Source organism: Streptomyces zinciresistens K42 (assembly GCF_000225525.1).
Classification (GTDB): domain Bacteria; phylum Actinomycetota; class Actinomycetes; order Streptomycetales; family Streptomycetaceae; genus Streptomyces; species Streptomyces zinciresistens.
This window is the reverse complement of record NZ_AGBF01000038.1, coordinates 29,301-47,412: the sequence shown is the minus strand read 5'-3', so window position 1 is coordinate 47,412 and position 18,112 is coordinate 29,301. Positions and strand designations below refer to the sequence as shown.

Genomic DNA, 18,112 nt, shown 5'->3' with positions numbered 1-18,112 from the left:
CCGGCCGCTCGTCCGCGTACGGGCGCGTGACCGCGCCGGGGCGCTCGGCGGCTCCCGGGCGCTCGTCGGCGGCGGGGCGCTCGGCCAAGTCCGGACGCGAGTTCCCGGCCGGCTGTTGGGCGGCCTCCGGACGCCCGGCCGCTGCGGGCCGCTTGACCGTGTCCGGGCGGTTGTCCGCGGCCGGACGGTTGTCCGCGGCCGGACGGTTGTCCGCGGCCGGACGGTCGGGCGCCTCGGCATGTGCGCCCGTGTCCGCGGGTGCCGGTTCCCGCTCCGCCGTGCCGTCCTGCCGGGCGGGGGTGTCGACGGGAGCAGGGGCGGGCGCCTTCGCGGTGGGGGCGGCCGCAGTGGGGGCGTTCGGCGACGCCTGCGCGGCCTCGCCGCCCGCACTGGGCCTGTCGTCCCCGCGGTGCTCGCCTTCCGTAGCAGTCTCGCCGTCCGTACCGGACTCGCCGTCCCCGCGGTGCTCGCCGTCCGTACGAGTCTCGGCGTCCGCACCGGAATCGCCGTCCGCGTGGGGCCCGGCGGGCTTCGGCGGCGGGGCGTCGGCCGCTTCCTCGGATCGCCGTGTCGCGCCGGGCTGTTCGGGGCGTGCGGGGTCGGTGCTCGAAGTCGCGCGGTCTGCTCGGCGCTCGGTCGACTCGTCGGTACCGGAGCGCGGCTGGCCGCTCCCGCCGCTCTCGTCCACGGTGTCCCCTCGTTCGAAGCGTCGTCCGCGCCTGCCGGGCGGTCGGTCTCTGGTCGATGGTATGCGGCCGGGGTGACCGGTCTCGCCCCGGCACCCCCCGAGTTCCCACCGCGGGCCGATCGTGACGCCTGCGGCTGGGTCACTGTCAGTCGCGGGCCGTATGGTCTGGGGTCATGGAGACGAGCACGGAGGGCGCCGCCGCGGACGGCGGCGGCAGCGCGCCGGTCACGGCACCGGTGGCGGACGAGTACCCGGCGGGGGCGGGCGGCGCCGCGGCGGGCGGGGAGGCCGCGGAGCCGGCCGCCGCTCCCGCGAGAGCGCGGGCCTCGTTGTCGCCCTCGCGTGCCAGTGACTTCATGCAGTGCCCGTTGCTGTACCGGTTCCGGGTGATCGACCGGTTGCCGGAGAAGCCGAGCGCCGCGGCCACCAAGGGCACGCTGGTGCACGCGGTGCTTGAGCGGCTGTTCGACGCGCCGGCCGCCGAGCGGACGGCTCCCCGGGCGAAGTCGCTGATCCCCGGGCAGTGGGACCGGCTGCGGGAGAGCAGGCCCGAGGTCGTGGAGCTGTTCGCGGACGATCCCGAGGGCGAGCGGCTGGCGGCCTGGCTGGGCGAGGCCGAGCAGCTGGTCGAGCGGTGGTTCGGGCTGGAGGACCCGACGCGGCTGGAGCCGGCCGAGCGTGAGCTGTTCGTCGAGGCCGAGCTGGAGTCGGGGCTGCGGCTGCGCGGCATCATCGACCGGGTCGACGTCGCGCCCACCGGTGAGGTGCGGATCGTCGACTACAAGACCGGCAAGGCGCCCCGCCCGGAGTACGCGGAGGGCGCGCTGTTCCAGATGAAGTTCTACGCCCTGGTGGTGTGGCGGCTGAAGGGGGTCGTCCCGCGCCGGCTCCAGCTGGTGTACCTGGGCAGCGGCGACGTGCTGACGTACGACCCGCTCCTCGCCGACCTGGAGCGGGTCGAGCGCAAGCTGCTGGCCCTGTGGGAGGCGATCCGGCAGGCGACGGAGACGGGCGAGTGGCGGCCGCGGCCGACCAAGCTGTGCGGCTGGTGCGACCACCGGGCCCACTGCCCGGAGTTCGGCGGCACTCCCCCGCCGTATCCGCTGCCGCTGCGCGCGGCGGAGGGGGACGCCGCGGGGGCGGTGCCGCGGTAGGCGCGGGGTCGGGGCGGGCGCGTCCGGCGGGGGCGCGCAGGGCAGAATGGGGCCGGACGAGCGAAGGAGACTCACGTGGCCATCCGCGTCCTACTGGTCGACGACCAGCCGCTGCTGCGTACCGGCTTCCGGATGATCCTGGAGGCGGAGCAGGAAATCGCGGTCGTGGGCGAGGCCGGCGACGGCCTCCAGGCCCTCGACCAGGTGCGGGCCCTGCAGCCCGACGTGGTCCTGATGGACATCCGGATGCCCCGGATGGACGGGGTGGAGGCCACGCGGCAGATCACCGGGCCCGGTCGCGACGGCCCGGCGAAGGTGCTGGTGCTGACGACCTTCGATCTCGACGAGTACGTGGTGGAGGCGCTGAAGGCGGGCGCCAGCGGCTTCCTGCTGAAGGACGCGCCGGCCCACGAGCTGGTGCAGGCGATCCGGGTGGTCGCGGGGGGCGAGGCGATGCTCGCGCCGAGCATCACGCGCCGGCTGCTGGACAAGTACGCCACGCACCTGCCCTCGGGCGAGGAGCCGGTCCCGGACACCCTGCACACGCTGACCGAGCGGGAGGTGGAGGTGCTCAAGCTGGTGGCGCGCGGCCTGTCGAACGCCGAGATCGCGGCCGACCTGTTCGTCAGCGAGACCACGGTGAAGACACATGTGGGGCATGTGCTGACCAAGCTGGGGCTGCGGGACCGGGTGCAGGCGGCGGTGTACGCCTACGAGAGCGGTCTGGTGCGCCCGGGAGCCCAGTGAGGTGCGCGAGGCGCGTGTGAGGCGCTGTGACGGACGAGGGCGCCCCTTCCGCAGGGAAGGGGCGCCCTCGTCCGTGTGGCCTTCCGTCAGCCGCTCACGCCGCGGTTGAGCTCCCACAGCTGGAGGGTCGAGGAGGAGTTGAGCACGTAGGGGGTGCCCGTGATGTCGTCCCCGGCGGCGACGAACTGCTTGCCCTGCCACAGCGGCAGGAGTGGGACGTCGGAGGCGACGATGTCCTGGATCTCCGTCAGGCTGCTGGAGGCCGCCAGGCGGTCGGCGACGCGGCGGGACTCGGGGATGAGGTTGTTGCGGATGTTGGGGTTGTTGTAGGGGAGGCCGAGGAAGTTGTCCTTGTCGAGGAAGGGCGCGATGTAGTTGTCCGCGTCCGGGAAGTCCGGGAACCAGCCCATGCCGTAGACCTGGTAGTCGCCCTTCTTCTCCGCGATCCGGAACTTCGTCCACGGGACGCCCTTGATGGCGACGTCGAACAGGCCGCTGCGGTTGAGCTGCTTCTGCAGCAGCTCGAACTCCTTCTTCGTGGCCGAGCCGTAGTGGTCGGTGGTGTAGTACATCGTCAGCTTGACGGGCGTGGTGATGCCCGCCTTCTGCAGCATGGTCCTGGCCTTGCCGACGCTGGGGTCGCCGTACTTGTTGAAGAACGAGTTGGAGTGGCCGGTGATGCTGGCGGGGACCACCGAGTACAGCGGCTCCGCCTGCGAGCCGTAGACCTTGGAGACGAGCTCCCCGCGGTCGACGATCTGGGCCATCGCCTGGCGGACGGCCTTGCTGCGCACGGTCGTGTCGTTGGTGTTGAAGGCCAGGTAGCGGATCTCCAGGCCGGCCATGTCGACCATGTCGATCTTGTCGTTGGAGTTGGTGGACAGCTTCTGGATCTGCGACGGCGACATCGCGCGGGTCATGACGTCGATGTCACCCTTGTCCAGGGCGCTGCCCATCTCCTCCGCGTTCTTGAAGTTGCGCAGCTGCACCTTGTCGTTGTTCACCTTGAGACTCCCCTTGTAGTTGGGGTTCTTGGTGAACGTGGCGGAGACGAGCTTGTCGCCGTCCACCTCGGCCTTGAAGCTGTACGGGCCGGAGCCGTCGATCTTGAAGCCGTTGCGCAGGGACTTCTTGCTGTAGTCCTTCGCGTTGACGATGCCCGCGACGGGCGTCGACAGCTTGAACGGGAAGGTGGCGTCGGCTCGCTTGAGGTGGAAGATGACCTCGCGGTCGCCCTTGGTCTCGACCGTGTCGACGCCGGACAGCAGCGCGAAGACACCGCTGTCGGCCTTCAGGCTCAGGGCGCGCTCGACGGAGTACTTCACGTCGGCCGCGGTGATGGGGTCGCCGTTGGCGAACTTCAGGCCCGCGCGCAGCGTGCAGGCGTAGCGCTCGTTGCCGCTGTCGGTGAAGCCGCAGCTCTCGGCCGCCTCCGGCACGGGGTTGCCCTCCCCGCGCGGCTGGATCATCAGGGTCTGCACCGTCTGCCGCAGGATGTTCCAGGTACCGACGTCGTACGCGTACGCCGGGTCGACCAGCGCGGGAGCCTCGGCCGAGGCCGTGAAGGAGTCGGTGGTGCCGACGACGATCGCGTCACCACTGCCGCTACCGCTGTCGGTTCCGCCGCAGGCGGCGAGGACCGGCGCGAGCAGGCCGATGGCGGCCGGCAGCACCAAAGTCTTGCGGTTCATGCTCGGGTTTCTCCAGCTGTCGACTCCGTGTACCCGGCATGCAGGGGGTGTTGCGACGGATCACGGGGGTAGGGGCGAGGTTCTCGCGACGAGATTAGTCCGCGCCCGCAGGAGGGTCCGAAGCCACCGGAGTTGAGGCTCCATCACGCTGCGGAACCGGGCGCGGACGCAACGAAAACCTTCCCAGGGAAGGTTTCGTGCACCGTTTCACCAATCGGGACACAAGGGTGCGCCGAAAGCCCCACCCAGGGGAGGGAGGGCACAGTGCGGGGCACCTGTCGACCCCTTGCCGAGTGGCGAACATCACAAACGGAACAAGCGGAACCGGCAGTGGAATTCGGCCCGTCGGACGCGCTCGAATTCCCTTGCGGAATTCAGCGGCCGGCCGATGCCGCACGCTGGGTGAACGGTCGGCGCATTTGCGTTGTCAGACCGCCATCAGCGCGCGCAGAAAAGCCAGATCGACGTGTTCGAGGGACGTCACCACGGTGCGCCGGGCGGCCGGGGTGATGGGGGCGACGGACGGCACGGCCACGACATGGCAGCCGGCCGCCTCGCCGGCGGCGACGCCCGTGGCGGTGTCCTCGACGACGGCGCACCTGGCCGGATCCGCGCCCAGTCCCGCCGCGGCGAACAGATAGGGGTCGGGGTGCGGCTTGGTGCGGGCCACCTCGTCGCCGGCGACGGTGAGCGCGAAGTGCTGCGGGCCGAGCGAGGTGAGCACGCGGTCGATGATGCGGCGGTGCGAGGCGGAGACGAGGGCCGTCGGGATCTCGTACTCGGCGAGCTCCGCCAGCAGCCTGGCCGCCCCGGGCATCAGCGGCAGGGCCCGGTCGATACGGTCCTCGAAGCCCTGGTTCAGCAGGACCGTGAGCTCGGCGAGGGCGATGTCGGCGCCGGTGGCCTCGATGAGGAAGCCCGCGCTGCGGGTCATGGGACCGCCGACCACGACGTGCCGCCAGGTCTCGTCGAGGGTGTGGCCGAGGGCGGCGAAGACCTCGACCTCGGTGTCCCACCAGAAGCCCTCGGTGTCCACCAGGGTGCCGTCCATGTCCAGGAGCACCGCCTGAAGGGCCGAGCCGTCGGCCGTACGGGTTGCTGGCGCGGGGACCGTGCTGGTCATCCACGTACCTCCTTGAAGGGACGATCAGGCCGGTTCCCACGGAGGGAACCGGCCTGCGGTGGACCGTCCAGTGTACGACGTGACCCGGAGGGACGCCTGGTGCGGCCGCTGTGCCGCGGGGCACGCGGTGCCGGCCGGGGTGGGGCCCGGCCGGCACCGGTGTGCCCGCGCGGGAGGTCAGCGGGCGTTGAAGTACTTCGCCTCCGGGTGGTGGATGACGATCGCGTCCGTGGACTGCTCCGGGTGCAGCTGGAACTCCTCGGACAGCTGGACGCCGATGCGCTCCGGCCGCAGCAGGTCCGCGATCTTGGAGCGGTCCTCCAGGTTGGGGCAGGCGCCGTAGCCCAGCGAGAAGCGCGCACCCCGGTACTTCAGCGCGAACATGTCCTCGATCCCGGCCGGGTCCTCCCCGGCGAAGCCGAGTTCCGAGCGCACGCGCGCGTGCCAGTACTCGGCGAGGGCCTCGGCCAGCTGCACGGACAGCCCGTGCAGTTCGAGGTAGTCGCGGTAGGAGTTCGACTCGAAGAGCCGGGCCGTCTCCTCCCCGATGCGGGAGCCGACCGTGACGACCTGGAGGCCGACGACGTCGGTCTCGCCGGACTCCTGGGGGCGGAAGAAGTCCGCGAGGCACAGCCGCCGGCCGCGGCGCTGGCGCGGGAAGGTGAAGCGGGTGCGCTCGTTGCCGTGCTCGTCCAGGATGACCAGGTCGTCGTCCTTGGAGACGCAGGGGAAGTAGCCGTAGACGACGGCGGCCTCCAGCAGGTTCTCCGTCTGGAGCCGGTCGAGCAGACCGCGCAGCCGCGGCCGGCCCTCGGACTCGACGAGTTCCCGGTAGGACGGGCCCTCGCCGCTGCGCGTCTCCTTCAGGCCCCACTGGCCCTTGAACAGGGCGCCCTCGTCGAGCCAGGAGGCGTACTCCTTGAGCTGGATGCCCTTGATGACGCGGGTGCCGCGGAACGGCGGCTCGGGGACGGGGTTGTCGACGGCGACGTCGGAGCGGACGTGGCCCTCCTCCGGGCGCTCGTCCAGGACGGCGGCGGCGGTGGCGGCCCTCACCCGGCGCTGCTTGAGTTCGGGCAGCCGGGCGCCGGGCACCCCGCGCTTGACGCCGACGAGGGCGTCCATCAGGCGCAGCCCCTCGAACGCGTCGCGGGCGTAGCGGACTTCGCCCTCGTAGATCTCGTGCAGGTCCTGCTCGACGTACGCCCGGGTCAGGGCGGCACCGCCGAGGATGACCGGGTAGTCGGCGGCCATGCCACGGGAGTTGAGCTCCTCCAGGTTCTCCTTCATGATCACCGTGGACTTCACCAGCAGGCCGGACATGCCGATGACGTCGGCGCGGTGCTCCTCGGCGGCCTCCAGGATCGCGGAGACGGGCTGCTTGATGCCGAGGTTGACGACGTTGTAGCCGTTGTTGGACAGGATGATGTCCACGAGGTTCTTGCCGATGTCGTGCACGTCGCCGCGCACGGTGGCCAGCACGATGGTGCCCTTGCCGGCCCCTCCTTCGCCGTCGGCGCTCTTCTCCATGTGCGGTTCGAGATGGGCGACGGCGGCCTTCATGACCTCGGCGGACTGGAGGACGAACGGCAGCTGCATCTGGCCGGAGCCGAAGAGTTCGCCGACGACCTTCATGCCGTCCAGGAGGGTCTCGTTGACGATGTCGAGGGCGGGGCGGTCCTGGAGTGCGGTGTCGAGGTCGGCCTCCAGGCCGTTGCGCTCACCGTCGATGATGCGGCGCTTGAGGCGCTCCTCCAGGGGCAGGGCGGCCAGTTCCTCGGCCTTGCCGGCCTTGAGGGACTTGGCGGTGGCGCCCTCGAAGAGCTGCATGAGCTTCTGGAGGGGGTCGTAGCCCTCGCGGCGGCGGTCGTGGATCAGGTCGAGGGCGGTCTGCACCTCCTCCTCGCTGAACCGGGCGATCGGCAGGATCTTCGAGGCGTGCACGATCGCCGAGTCCAGGCCCGCCTTGACGCACTCGTCGAGGAAGACGGAGTTGAGCAGGATGCGGGCGGCCGGGTTGAGGCCGAAGGAGATGTTGGACAGACCGAGGGTGGTCTGGACGTCCGGGTGGCGGCGCTTGAGCTCGCGGATCGCCTCGATGGTGGCGACGCCGTCTCCCCGGGACTCCTCCTGGCCGGTACAGATGGTGAAGGTCAGGGTGTCGATGAGGATGTCCGACTCGTGGATGCCCCAGGTGCCCGTCAGGTCCTCGATCAGCCGCTCGGCGATCTCGACCTTCTTCTCCGGGGTGCGGGCCTGGCCCTCCTCGTCGATGGTCAGCGCGATCAGGGCGGCGCCGTGCTCCCGCGCCAGCGCGGTGACCTGCGCGAACCGGGACTCGGGGCCGTCGCCGTCCTCGTAGTTGACGGAGTTGATGACGGCGCGCCCGCCGAGCTTCTCCAGGCCGGCCCGGATGACGCCGACCTCGGTGGAGTCCAGCACGATCGGCAGGGTGGAGGCGGTGGCGAAGCGGCCGGCCAGCTCCTGCATGTCGGCGACGCCGTCGCGGCCGACGTAGTCCACGCACAGGTCGAGCATGTGCGCGCCCTCGCGGATCTGCTCGCGCGCGATCTCCACGCAGTCGTCCCAGCGCGCTGCGAGCATGGCCTCGCGGAACTTCTTGGAGCCGTTGGCGTTGGTGCGCTCGCCGATGGCCAGGTACGAGGTGTCCTGGCGGAAGGCGACCGTCTGGTAGAGGGAGGCCGCGCCCGGTTCCGGGCGCGGGGAGCGCTCGGTGGGCGTGAGGCCGCGGACGCGCTCGACGACCTGGCGCAGGTGCTCGGGGGTGGTGCCGCAGCAGCCGCCGATCAGGGAGAGGCCGTAGTCGCGGACGAAGTTCTCCTGGGCGTCGGCCAGTCCCTCGGGGCCGAGCGGGAAGTGGGCGCCGTCCTTGGTGAGGATCGGCAGGCCGGCGTTGGGCATGCAGAGCAGCGGGATGCGGGAGTGCCGGTTGAGGTAGCGCAGGTGCTCGCTCATCTCGGCGGGGCCGGTGGAGCAGTTCAGGCCGATCATGTCGATGCCGAGCGGCTCCAGGGCCGTGAGGGCCGCGCCGATCTCGGAGCCGAGCAGCATCGTGCCGGTCGTCTCGAAGGCCATCGAGACGACCAGCGGCACGTCGGCGCCGGTGGCCTCCAGGGCGCGGCGGGCGCCCAGGACGGACGCCTTGGTCTGGAGGAGGTCCTGGGTGGTCTCCACGATCAGCGCGTCGGCGCCGCCGGCGAGCAGTCCCTCGGCGTTGGCCTGGTACCCGTCGCGGATGACGGCGTAGCCGACGTGGCCGAGGGTGGGCAGCTTGGTGCCTGGGCCGATCGAGCCGAGCACCCAGCGCGGGCGGCCGTCGCGGGCGGTGTGCTCGTCGGCGGCCTCGCGGGCGATACGGGCGCCGGTCTCGGACAGTTCGTGCACGCGGTCGGCGATGTCGTACTCCGCCGCCGCGGTGTGGTTGGCCCCGAAGGTGTTGGTCTCGACACAGTCGACGCCCACGGAGAAGTACGCGTCGTGGACGGAGCGGACGATGTCGGGGCGGGTGACGTTGAGGATCTCGTTGCAGCCCTCGAGGTTCTCGAAGTCCTCGAGCGTCGGGTCCTGGGCCTGCAACATGGTGCCCATGGCTCCGTCGGCGACCACCACTCGGGTGGCGAGCGCCTCGCGGAGCGCGGACACACGGGTCCGGCTGTCGGCGGAAGGGGTCGGTGGCAACGAGGCCATGTAAGGGCTCCCTGGAGTGCGACGGCTGTCGGCTTTGCGCCCCTGGTGGACTCTTCCCACGGCGGGCGCACGCCGCCAGGGTAGCCGGGACCACGCGGGAATGGTCAGGGGGTCCACGACGCGGGACGGCCGGGCCGGGCCGCGGGGCGGGTGACACGCCGTGGGGCCGGGGGTCGGACGGATCATTGGCGAGAGGTCGGCGACGACCGGTAGTGTTCGACATTGCCGAACGGCAGCGACGTCGCGTGGTCGACGGTCGAAGGGGACGGACGGAGGCAGTACGGCGATGGCACGGAACATCCAGTCGCTCGAACGGGCGGCCGCGATGCTGCGGCTCCTCGCAGGTGGCGAGCGGCGTCTCGGCCTGTCGGACATCGCCTCGTCGCTGGGTCTCGCGAAGGGCACCGCGCACGGCATCCTGCGCACCTTGCAGCAGGAGGGCTTCGTCGAGCAGGACGACGCCTCCGGGCGCTACCAGCTGGGCGCGGAGCTGCTGCGGCTCGGCACCACCTATCTGGACGTGCACGAACTGCGGGCACGCGCGCTCGTGTGGACGGACGACCTGGCGCGCTCCAGCGGGGAGAGCGTCTACCTCGGCGTGCTGCACCAGCAGGGCGTACTGATCGTGCACCACGTCTTCCGCCCGGACGACAGCCGGCAGGTGCTGGAGATAGGGGCCATGCAGCCGCTGCACTCCACGGCGCTCGGCAAGGTCCTGTCGGCCTACGACCCGGTGGCGCACAGCGAGGCCGTCGAGGCGGACCGCAAGGCGTTCACGGAGCGCACGGTGTGCGAGCCGGACGACTTCGAGCACATCCTCGACATGACCCGCGCGCGCGGGTACGCGGCCGACGTCGAGGAGACCTGGGAGGGCGTCGCGTCCGTCGCGGCCCCCATCCACAACCGGCGCCGGATGCCGGTCGGATCGGTCGGCATCACCGGCGCCGTGGAGCGGCTGTGCCGCGACGGCGAGCTGCGCCCCGAGCTGATCGCGGCGGTGCGGGACTGCGCCCGCGCGGTCTCCCGCGACCTGGGCGCCGGACGGTTCTGAGACCGGCCGGGGACAGGGTGCCGGAACCGGGCACCGACGGCCGGGCTGTGGCGGCAGGGCTGTGGCGGCAGGACGCTGAGAGCCGGGCGCTGACGGCAGCGCGCTGAAGGCAGGGAGCGGCGACCGGGACGCGAGGCCCGCGTTCCGGTCGCCGGCGTGCCCGGACACCGGAGAACGGTCGACGAGCGGCGGGCCGCGTCGCACACCCAGGGTGACGCCGACGCGACCGTACGCACACACCTCTCACGATGTCGACAGATCAACACATCCGATAACGATCGAGCATTCGACGACACGACCCTTGACGCGCGCCTGACGCCAGAGGCAAGCTCCCGTCCATCGGTCGGCATTGTCGAACAGCTATCGGCAATACGAGGTAGAGTGTGACAGTGCCAAGGGCCGGCATCGCCCTCACCCCGAGGGCAACGCGAACCACCGGTGGGACCCCGGGGTTCGGCTTCCCCTGGACGAAGGACAAAGGAGTCGCGGGTGTCCAGCTCCGACATCTTCATCGGCGAGACCATCGGTACCGCCATACTCATCCTGCTCGGCGGCGGCGTCTGCGCGGCCGTCACGCTCAAGGCATCCAAGGCCCGCAACGCCGGCTGGCTCGCCATCGCCTTCGGGTGGGGCTTCGCGGTGCTCACGGCGGTCTACACCTCGGCGCCGCTGTCCGGTGCCCATCTGAACCCGGCCGTGACCCTCGCCATCGCGATCAAGGACAACGACTGGGGCAACGTCCCGACGTACTTCGCCGGACAGCTCCTCGGCGCCATGATCGGCGCGGCACTGGTCTGGGTCGCCTACTACGGCCAGTTCCACGCCCACCTCACCGACAGGGAGATCGTCGGCGGTCCGGGCGCCCAGTCCACCACCGCCAAGGCCGTCGAGGCCCAGGAGAAGGGCGCGGGCCCGGTCCTCGGCGTCTTCTCCACCGGTCCCGAGATCCGCCACGCGGTGCAGAACCTCCTCACCGAGGTCATCGGCACCGTCGTCCTGGTCCTCGCCATCCTGACCCAGGGCCTCAACGACAGCGGCAAGGGCCTCGGCGCCCTGGGCGCCCTGATCACCGCGCTCGTGGTCGTCTCGATCGGCCTGTCGCTCGGCGGTCCGACCGGGTACGCCATCAACCCCGCCCGCGACCTCGGTCCGCGCATCGTGCACGCCCTGCTGCCGCTGCCCAACAAGGGCGGCTCCGACTGGGGCTACGCCTGGATCCCGGTGGCCGGTCCGCTCATCGGCGGCGCCATCGCGGCAGGCATCTACAACGTCGCCTTCGCCTAGGAGAGCAAGGTTCACCCGTCCGGGTGATCAGTACCGAAACTCTCAGCGCGCGCCGTACGTAAAGCCCCATAACCACGGAACTTCCAGGAGCTCACTGTGACCGACGCCCACACCGCCGGCCCCTTCATCGCCGCCATCGACCAGGGCACGACCTCGTCCCGCTGCATCGTCTTCGACCGCGACGGGCGCATCGTCGCCGTCGACCAGAAGGAGCACGAGCAGATCTTCCCGAAGCCCGGCTGGGTCGAGCACGACGCCACCGAGATCTGGACCAACGTCCAGGAGGTCGTCGCCGGCGCCGTCGCCAAGGCCGGCATCACCCGTGACGACATCAAGGCCATCGGCATCACCAACCAGCGCGAGACCACCGTGCTGTGGGACAAGAACACCGGTGAGCCCGTCCACCACGCGATCGTCTGGCAGGACACCCGCACCGACGCCCTGTGCCGGGAGCTCGGCCGCAACGTCGGCCAGGACCGCTTCCGCCGCGAGACCGGCCTGCCCCTCGCCTCGTACTTCGCCGGCCCCAAGGCCCGCTGGCTGCTGGACAACGTCGAGGGCCTCAAGGAGCGCGCCGAGGCCGGCGACATCCTCTTCGGCACCATGGACACCTGGGTCATCTGGAACCTGACCGGCGGTGTCGACGGCGGCCGCCACGTCACGGACGTCACCAACGCCTCCCGCACCATGCTGATGAACCTGCACACCATGGAGTGGGACGAGAAGATCGCCGAGTCGATCGGGGTGCCCCTCCAGCTGCTCCCCGAGATCCGCTCCTCCGCCGAGGTCTACGGCGAGATCACCGGCGGCGAGCTGGGCGAGCTGCTCGGCGGCATCCCGGTCGCCTCCGCGCTCGGCGACCAGCAGGCCGCCCTGTTCGGCCAGACCTGCTTCGCCGAGGGCGAGACCAAGTCGACGTACGGCACCGGCACCTTCATGGTGATGAACACCGGCGACAAGATCATCAACTCGTACGCCGGTCTGCTCACCACCGTCGGCTACAAGATCGGCGACCAGGACACGGTCTACGCCCTGGAGGGCTCGATCGCCGTCACCGGGTCCCTGGTGCAGTGGATGCGCGACCAGATGGGCCTGATCTCCACCGCCGCCGAGATCGAGACGCTCGCGCTGTCGGTCGAGGACAACGGCGGCGCCTACTTCGTGCCGGCCTTCTCCGGCCTGTTCGCCCCGCACTGGCGCTCCGACGCCCGCGGGGTGATCGCCGGCCTGACCCGGTACGTCACCAAGGCGCACCTCGCGCGCGCCGTCCTGGAGGCCACCGCCTGGCAGACCCGCGAGATCGCCGACGCCATGACGAAGGACTCCGGCGTCGAGCTCGCCACCCTCAAGGTCGACGGCGGCATGACCGCCAACAACCTGCTGATGCAGACCCTCTCCGACGTCCTGGACGCGCCCGTGGTGCGCCCGATGGTCGCGGAGACCACCTGCCTCGGCGCCGCCTACGCCGCCGGTCTCGCCGTCGGCTTCTGGACCAGCACCGACGAGCTGCGCGCCAACTGGCGCCGGGCCGCCGAGTGGACCCCCCGCATGGACGCGGAGACCCGCGACCGTGAGTACAAGAACTGGCTCAAGGCCGTCGAGCGGACCATGGGCTGGCTCGAGGACGACGAGAACTGACCCCAGCTCTCGAACTCTGATGAGGAGTAAGAACCCGACATGACCAGTCAGACCACCCTGCAGTCCGTGCCCGCCCTCGGCACGCACCCGGCCTCCGGCTCCCACCCGAGCCGCGCCCAGACCCGGGAGCAGCTCTCCAAGGCGTCGTACGACCTACTCGTGATCGGCGGCGGCATCCTGGGCATCTCCACCGCCTGGCACGCCGCGCAGTCCGGCCTCAGGGTGGCTCTGGTCGACGCCGGCGACTTCGCCGGCGCCACCTCCTCCGCCTCCTCCAAGCTGCTGCACGGCGGGCTGCGCTACCTGCAGACCGGCGCGGTGAAGCTGGTGGCGGAGAACCACTTCGAGCGCCGTGCGGTCTCCCGCCAGGTGGCTCCCCACCTGGCGAACCCGCTCACGTTCTACCTCCCCGTGTACAAGGGCGGGCCGCACGGCGCGGCGAAGCTCGGGGCGGGCGTCTTCGCCTACTCCGCCCTGTCGGCCTTCGGCGACGGCGTGGGGCATCTGCTCTCGCCCGCCAAGGCCGCGCAGGACGTGCCCGAGCTGCGCACCGAGAACCTCAGGGCCGTGGCCGTGTACGGCGACGACCAGATGAACGACGCCCGCATGGCGCTGATGACGGTCCGCGCGGCCGCCGAGTCCGGCGCCGTCGTGCTGAACCACGCGGAGGTCACCGGCCTGCGCTTCACCAAGGGCCGGGTCACCGGCGCCGACCTCAAGGACCGCCTGTCCGGGGACGAGTTCGGGGTGAGCGCCCGCCTGGTGCTGAACGCGACCGGGCCGTGGGTCGACCACCTGCGCGCGATGGAGGACCCGAACGCGGCACCGTCGATCCGGCTGTCGAAGGGCGCGCACCTGGTCCTGAAGAGGACCGCCCCGTGGAAGGCGGCGCTCGCGACCCCGATCGACAAGTACCGCATCACCTTCGCCCTGCCGTGGGAGGACATGCTGCTGCTCGGCACCACGGACGAGGAGTTCGAGGGCGACCCGGCGGACGTCGCGGTCAACGACAGGGACATAGCCCAGATCCTGGACGAGGCCGCGTTCTCCGTCCGGGACCAGCAGCTGGACCGCGATCTGATCACGTACGCCTTCGCCGGTCTGCGGGTGCTGCCCGGAGGCCCCGGTGCCACCGCGAAGGCCAAGCGCGAGACCGTGGTCACCGAGGGCCGGGGCGGGATGCTGTCCGTCGCGGGCGGCAAGTGGACCACCTTCCGGCACATCGGCCGCACGATCATGAAGAAGCTGGAGACGCTGCCGGGCCACCCGCTGGGCGACGACTTCGAGCCGATCGCCTCGCTGCCGAAGAAGCTCCCGCTGCCCGGTATCGCCAACCCGCGCGCGGTCGCGCACCGCCTGCTGACGGACCGGCCGGCGCCGGGCCCGCGCATGGGCGCCGACACCGCCCGGCACCTGGCCACCCACTACGGCTCGCTGGCCTTCGACATCGCCCGGATCGCCAACGACGACCCGGAGCTGGGCGAGCGCGTCCACCCGGACGCCCCGGAGATCTGGGCCCAGGTCGTCTACGCCCGGGACCACGAGTGGGCCGAGACCGCCGACGACGTGCTGCGCCGCCGCACCACCCTCACCATCCGCGGCCTGGCCTCGGACGACGTCCGCGCGAAGGTGCAGGGCCTGCTCGACGGGAAGTGACCCCGAGGCGCCGCGCGGGTACACCGCCGGACGCGTCCCGCGCGGCGCCGGCGCGGCCACCGCCCCGGCCGGACCGGACCGCACGGGCGCGGCCCCGTGCACCGGGGCCGACCACCGCCGAGGGGGCGGTCTCCCGCACGGGGAGCCGCCCCTTTCGTCCACCTGTGGAACACATGCTCCAAGTCCGCCGCGGCTGGCTTCCGGCAGCCCTCGGACTGCTCCCGTGCGCCCCTCCCGCCTCCCGTGGAATGACCGGCCCGCAGGTGACGGGGCCGCTAGAACGGTGCTTGAGCACGGTTCGGTCTGCACGGGGAGCGTCGGGGGACATGAGTGGCGGATGGCGGGGCGCGCGACTGCGCCGCCGCGTGATGTTCGGGGTGTGCGGGGCGGCCCTGGTGGCGCTGGCGAGCGTGCTGCGCACGATCGACGACGTGGCCTCCGAGAGCGTCCTCGTCTCCGTGATCGGCGCCGTGGTGTCCGTGGCGGCGCTGCTGGCCGACGTGTTGCGCGGCGACGCCGACCCGCCGCCGCAGCCGGGCGACGACGTACGGCGCCGGGCCGCCGACCAACTGGCCGACGCCGTACGGGAGCAGTGGGCTGCGGAGTTCCGGCTGCGCAGGCTCCAGGACCCGGAGCCGGTGGACGTGCGCTGGACGGCGGCGGACCCGCGGCTCGCCGACCACCCGGAGAACGTCCGCCGCATCCCCACGCAGCGTGACGGCGAGCGGCGACTCGGCGACGTCGTGGCCGCGTTCGGGAGCGTGCCGGGCCGCCGGCTGGTGGTGCTGGGCGGTCCCGGCTCGGGCAAGACCGTGCTCGCCCTGCGGTTCACGCTGGGCAGGCTCGCCGAGCGGCAGGCCGGCGGCCCCGTCCCGGTGATCTTCCAGCCGGCCGGGTGGGACCCCCGCCACACCGGGCTGCGCGACTGGCTCGCCGAGCGGCTGGCCGCCGAGCACCGCCCGCTGGCGCTGCCCGCCGGCGGACAGCGCACCCTGGCGCGCGCCCTGCTGGACAGCGGACTGGTGCTGCCCGTCCTGGACGGGTTCGACGAACTGCCCGAGGACGTGTACGGGATGGCCGTACGGCGGATCAACTCCGAACTCGACGACGATCTGCCGCTGTTGCTCACGAGCCGTCCCCGGGCCTGGCGGACCGCGGTCGACGAGGGCGACGTCCTCACCGCCGCGCAGGTGGTCCGGCTGCTGCCGCTGGAGATCGGGCAGTCGGCGGCGCATCTGGAGCGCACGGCCCGGCCGCTGCCCGCCGCCGGAGCCCTCCGTACGACGGTGTGGACGCCCGTGCTGGAGCGGCTGGCCCGGGACCCGGACGACCAGCTGGCGGCGGTGCTGACGGTTCCGCTGATGGTGGCGCTGGCCCGGACCGTCTACGGCGACCGGACCCGGGACCCGGCCGAACTGCTGGACCGGGTGCGCTTCCCCACGGGCGCGCACATCGAGGAGCACCTGCTGGAGGCGTTCGTGCCCGCCGCGTTCACCGACACCGGGGCGCACGGCGCCGCGGAGGCGAAGCGCCGGCTCGGGCGGCTGGCGCGGGAGCTGGACCGGCGCGGGACGGCCCGGTTCGGCTGGTGGGAGCTGGAGTCGATGACGCCCCGGCTGCTGCGCGTGTACGCGCCGGGACTGGTCGCGATCGTGGTCAACGCGCTCCTGCTGATCCCCGCGCTGCTGAGCCGGGCGTGGAGCGATCCGGCCACGGTGGACGACTCCGCCTCGCTGCTGATGACACTCGTGGGCCAGAGCCTGGGCTATGCCTTCGGCGTGGCGTTCCTGCTGCCCCCGGCCGGCGGCAGGGTGCCCCGGGCGGCCTTCCTGCGCCGCCAGTTGGCGGTCGCGACGGCGGCCGCCGCGGTGCTGTGGGCGGGGTTCGCGTTCACCGACGATCTGCGGTTCGGCTTCCGCTTCGGCGCGGTGACCGACGGATGGCTGCCCGACCTGCTCGCCGGCTGCCTCTTCGCCCTGCTGTTCTGCCTGTTCTTCGGGATCGCCGGGCTGTCCCGGCGTCCCCGCCCGCTCAGCCTGCCCTGGGCGGGCGGCCACCGGGGCCGTGCGGCGGCGCGCGGCTGCGGGGGCGCCCTGGCGGCGCTCGGGGCGGCGGTGCTCACGGCCGTGCTCGCCGGGGTGGCGGACAGTCCCTGGACGGCGCTGTTCGGGACGGTCTGCGGCGTCGCCGGGGGTGTCCTGCTGCTGGGTGCCACCCGGCGTGCGGAGCGGGACAGCGCGCCGCTGGCCCGGCCCGGCCGGGTCGTCCGGGGCCTCGCGGCCCGGCTGGTGCGGGGCACCGCCGCCGCCCTGCTGGTCGGGGTGGCCGCCACGACCGCCGGGGGCCTGGCGGCGGTGGGCGTGACCGTGCTCAAGTCGGCGCCGAAGGAGGGGCTGGACGGGCGGCGGATCGGCGGCTGGGAGTTCCGGGAGCGGCACGGGGTGCGCTTCGCGACGACCGGGCGGCCGCTGCGGGGCACGCTGCTGTATCCGGCGCGCGACGCCCGTCCCGTGGCCTATCCGCGGCGGACGTCCCCGCCGAACTGCCGGCTGCCCCTGGTGACCGGGCGGTCCTGCGACGCCTTCACCGCCCGGCGCACGGCGTTCGAGGCACGGGACGGCGCCGTCGTCGTACGGCTGGCGACCCGGGACGGCCTGCGCACGGCCGACGCGGCGGGCCTGCGGTCGGAGCTTCCGCCGCGGGCCCGCGACTGGCTCACCGAGGGCTCGTCCCGGGGCACGGCCGGGCGGCTGCTGCCGCCGATCCTGGCCGCCGGTGTGCTGGTGGGCCTGGTCGGCGGCTGCGTCTGCGGGGTGTACCACGCCCTGAGCACGCCGTCCGACGTGATGCGCGCGGCCGGGCCCCGGTCCTCGCTGCGCACCGACCGCACGGCGTCCCTGGCGCGCGGCGCGCTCGCCGCCCTGGCGACCGCGGTCGTCTGCGTGCCGGTCGTGACGATGTCCCGGGACTGGGGCGGGTTCGTGCAGGCGGGCACCCAGCTGTGGGTTCCGGTGGGCACGGCCGCGCTCGCCCTCAGCGCCTGGGGGCGGCTCGCGGTCGCCCGGATCTGGCTCGCGGCGTCGGGCCGTATGCCATGGCGGTGCATGGCGTTCCTGGACGAGGCGCACCGCCGGGGCGTGCTGCGGCAGTCGGGGGCGTACTACGAGTTCCGGCATCTGCGGCTCCAGCGGCAGCTGGCCGCGGAGCCGGTCGCGTGCCCGGCGGACCGGCCTCTGGGCGTCGGGGGCTGACACCGGCCGCGCGACGGCGTGCGGGGCCGGTGCCCACGGCTGCCGCGAGGCCGTCGGCACCGGGGGCGGAGCCCGCATAATGACGTGAGACGTCGGACGTCTGGGACGACGTCCTGAAGGA

At 72.4% G+C, this 18,112-nt stretch carries 10 protein-coding genes and 1 pseudogene; 7 read left to right on the top strand and 4 right to left on the bottom strand.

The window, feature by feature from the left end; all coding sequences use genetic code 11:
- Positions 1-688, bottom strand: a pseudogene (locus SZN_RS14530) (hypothetical protein); the annotation flags it as partial.
- Positions 689-861: 173 nt separating this feature from the next.
- Here SZN_RS14530 and SZN_RS14525 point away from each other — a divergent pair.
- Both SZN_RS14525 and SZN_RS14520 read left to right on the top strand, forming a co-directional pair.
- Positions 862-1,842 carry a RecB family exonuclease gene (locus SZN_RS14525; RefSeq protein ID WP_007495621.1) on the top strand — a complete coding sequence of 327 codons (981 nt, stop codon included), beginning with the start codon at positions 862-864 and terminating at the stop codon, positions 1,840-1,842.
- A gap of 75 nt (positions 1,843-1,917) precedes the next feature.
- The gene (locus SZN_RS14520; RefSeq protein WP_007495613.1) at positions 1,918-2,589 is read left to right on the top strand and encodes a response regulator; all 672 of its coding nucleotides are present in this window, start codon (positions 1,918-1,920) and stop codon (positions 2,587-2,589) included.
- A gap of 86 nt (positions 2,590-2,675) precedes the next feature.
- Here the strand turns inward: SZN_RS14520 and SZN_RS14515 are convergent, their stop codons facing one another.
- The 3 genes from SZN_RS14515 to metH all read right to left on the bottom strand — a co-directional run bounded on the left by SZN_RS14515 (position 2,676) and on the right by metH (position 9,111).
- Positions 2,676-4,280 carry an ABC transporter substrate-binding protein gene (locus SZN_RS14515; RefSeq protein ID WP_007495612.1) on the bottom strand — a complete coding sequence of 535 codons (1,605 nt, stop codon included), beginning with the start codon at positions 4,278-4,280 and terminating at the stop codon, positions 2,676-2,678.
- A gap of 427 nt (positions 4,281-4,707) precedes the next feature.
- Positions 4,708-5,403, bottom strand: coding sequence for an HAD family hydrolase (locus tag SZN_RS14510; protein WP_007495611.1), 696 nt, complete (start codon positions 5,401-5,403; stop codon positions 4,708-4,710).
- Between the two features lie 177 nt (positions 5,404-5,580).
- Positions 5,581-9,111: a methionine synthase gene (gene metH / locus SZN_RS14505; protein ID WP_043730634.1), complete on the bottom strand. Its 3,531-nt coding sequence runs from the start codon at positions 9,109-9,111 to the stop codon at positions 5,581-5,583.
- Positions 9,112-9,397: 286 nt separating this feature from the next.
- Between metH and SZN_RS14500 the strand changes: the two genes are divergently transcribed.
- The 5 genes from SZN_RS14500 (at position 9,398) to SZN_RS14480 (ending at position 17,991) form a co-directional block, all read left to right on the top strand.
- On the top strand, positions 9,398-10,162 hold the full coding sequence (locus tag SZN_RS14500) for an IclR family transcriptional regulator (RefSeq protein WP_007495609.1): 765 nt from the start codon (positions 9,398-9,400) through the stop codon (positions 10,160-10,162).
- A 489-nt stretch (positions 10,163-10,651) separates the two neighbouring features.
- Positions 10,652-11,446 (top strand): MIP/aquaporin family protein, encoded by a 795-nt coding sequence (locus SZN_RS14495; protein ID WP_007495608.1) that lies wholly within the window; start codon positions 10,652-10,654, stop codon positions 11,444-11,446.
- 96 nt (positions 11,447-11,542) lie between these two features.
- Entirely contained in the window at positions 11,543-13,084 is a 1,542-nt protein-coding gene (gene glpK, locus SZN_RS14490; protein WP_007495601.1) for a glycerol kinase GlpK, read from the top strand.
- A gap of 39 nt (positions 13,085-13,123) precedes the next feature.
- Positions 13,124-14,740 (top strand): glycerol-3-phosphate dehydrogenase/oxidase, encoded by a 1,617-nt coding sequence (locus SZN_RS14485; RefSeq protein ID WP_007495599.1) that lies wholly within the window; start codon positions 13,124-13,126, stop codon positions 14,738-14,740.
- A 326-nt stretch (positions 14,741-15,066) separates the two neighbouring features.
- Complete coding sequence (locus tag SZN_RS14480; RefSeq protein ID WP_007495588.1) at positions 15,067-17,991, top strand: NACHT domain-containing protein; 2,925 nt, start codon at positions 15,067-15,069, stop codon at positions 17,989-17,991.
- Positions 17,992-18,112 lie beyond the last annotated feature (121 nt).

What these genes read in the sequence shown, in the direction of transcription:
- SZN_RS14525 (WP_007495621.1), top strand. Translation starts at nt 862, where the DNA reads ATGGAGACGAGCACGGAGGGCGCCGCCGCGGACGGCGGCGGCAGCGCG.
- SZN_RS14515 (WP_007495612.1), bottom strand. Translation starts at nt 4,280, where the DNA reads ATGAACCGCAAGACTTTGGTGCTGCCGGCCGCCATCGGCCTGCTCGCG.
- SZN_RS14510 (WP_007495611.1), bottom strand. Translation starts at nt 5,403, where the DNA reads ATGACCAGCACGGTCCCCGCGCCAGCAACCCGTACGGCCGACGGCTCG.
- metH (WP_043730634.1), bottom strand. Translation starts at nt 9,111, where the DNA reads ATGGCCTCGTTGCCACCGACCCCTTCCGCCGACAGCCGGACCCGTGTG.
- SZN_RS14500 (WP_007495609.1), top strand. Translation starts at nt 9,398, where the DNA reads ATGGCACGGAACATCCAGTCGCTCGAACGGGCGGCCGCGATGCTGCGG.
- SZN_RS14485 (WP_007495599.1), top strand. Translation starts at nt 13,124, where the DNA reads ATGACCAGTCAGACCACCCTGCAGTCCGTGCCCGCCCTCGGCACGCAC.
- SZN_RS14480 (WP_007495588.1), top strand. Translation starts at nt 15,067, where the DNA reads ATGAGTGGCGGATGGCGGGGCGCGCGACTGCGCCGCCGCGTGATGTTC.